This window comes from Mesorhizobium sp. M5C.F.Ca.IN.020.29.1.1 (genome assembly GCF_003997375.1).
GTDB classification, from domain to species: domain Bacteria; phylum Pseudomonadota; class Alphaproteobacteria; order Rhizobiales; family Rhizobiaceae; genus Mesorhizobium; species Mesorhizobium wenxiniae.
This window is the reverse complement of sequence record NZ_RZSW01000990.1, coordinates 1-1,184: the sequence shown is the minus strand read 5'-3', so window position 1 is coordinate 1,184 and position 1,184 is coordinate 1. Positions and strand designations below refer to the sequence as shown.

The 1,184-nt window shown below is 63.4% G+C and carries 3 protein-coding genes; all 3 read left to right on the top strand.

All coding sequences use genetic code 11. The features are described 5' to 3' along the window. On the top strand, positions 1-413 hold a 413-nt coding region (locus tag EOA85_RS35685; protein ID WP_206523479.1), incomplete at its 5' end, for a TetR/AcrR family transcriptional regulator C-terminal domain-containing protein. A gap of 118 nt (positions 414-531) precedes the next feature. Next, entirely contained in the window at positions 532-1,062 is a 531-nt protein-coding gene (locus tag EOA85_RS35680) for an SspB family protein (RefSeq protein ID WP_065010458.1), read from the top strand. Positions 1,063-1,080: 18 nt separating this feature from the next. Then, a partial coding sequence (locus EOA85_RS35675; RefSeq protein ID WP_127212760.1) for a DUF4169 family protein occupies positions 1,081-1,184 on the top strand: 104 nt, incomplete at its 3' end.

Here is a 1,184-nt window from a genome sequence, read left to right as displayed (position 1 = left end):
ATCTCGAGGCCGATCTGATCGCTTTTGCTGTGCGCATGAACCGCAACTGTATCTGCAACCGCGACGGAAAATTCCTGCGCAAGCTGATCCAGACCGAGGGCGAGCGCTATCCCGAGCTCTTTGCCGAATGGCGCGAACAGGGGCCGGGCAGGACATGGCCGGCGATCGCCGCCCGTTTCGCCCGCCTCGCCCATGCCGGTTTCCTCGACATCGAGGACCCCGATGTCGCGGCGCGCCAGTTTCTCGCCCTTGCCAATGCCGAATTGCAGACCACCTTCATGCTCGGCGGCACGCCGACCGATGACGAGGTGCTGCAATCGGCGACACATGGCGTGCGCACCTTCCTGCGCGCCTTTGGCAAGCGGCAGCCGGCGGCCGACGCGCAAAAGCACAGCGCGCTCGCTGGCGCCTGAGCGATCAAATCTGAGGCATGCCCTCTCGCATCTGCGCTGCCGGCGTCTATATCCGGTTTACGCCGCGCTCAAGCTTGATTACAGCTATGCGGACGATTCAACGGAACCCGACAGCCACATGGCCGACGACCACATCCGCTACGACATTCTGGCCCAGGAGGCATTGCGCGGCGTCATGCGCAAGGTCCTGGCCGAGGTCGCGCGTACCGGCCTTCCCGGCAACCATCATTTCTTCATCACTTTCCTGACCGGCGCCCCGGGCGTGCGCGTATCTTCCCGCTTGCGCGAGCGCTATCCCGAACAGATGACCATCGTCATCCAGTTCCAGTATTGGGACCTGAAAGTGACCGACACCGGCTTCGAAGTCGGGCTGTCTTTCTCCGACGTGCCGGAAAAGCTGGAAATCCCGTTCTCGGCCGTGCGCGGCTTTTACGACCCGTCCGTCAATTTCGAGCTCGAGTTCGACGTGAGGACGGAGACCTCGGCAGAAGAGGAATTGGGCGGCCAGCCCGCTTCCGAACCGCTGGCCGTCGTCGCCGAGAAAAAGCCTGAGAAGAAGAAGACCGCAGAGGCTGAAAAGAAGCCTGCCGCGGCCGATGCCGCAAAAGGCGCCGAAGTGGTGTCGCTCGACGCCTTCCGCAAGAAGTGATCCGACGGGCCGCGCGACATGGCCGACATCGTCAATCTCCGCCAGGCCCGCAAGCAGAAGGCACGAGCCGAGAAGGGGCGCCTGGCCGAACAGAACCTGACGCTGCACGGCCGTTCCAAGGC

Bases quoted from the DNA above. Each gene is read 5' to 3' on its own strand.
- EOA85_RS35680 (WP_065010458.1), top strand. From the start codon at position 532: ATGGCCGACGACCACATCCGCTACGACATTCTGGCCCAGGAGGCATTG.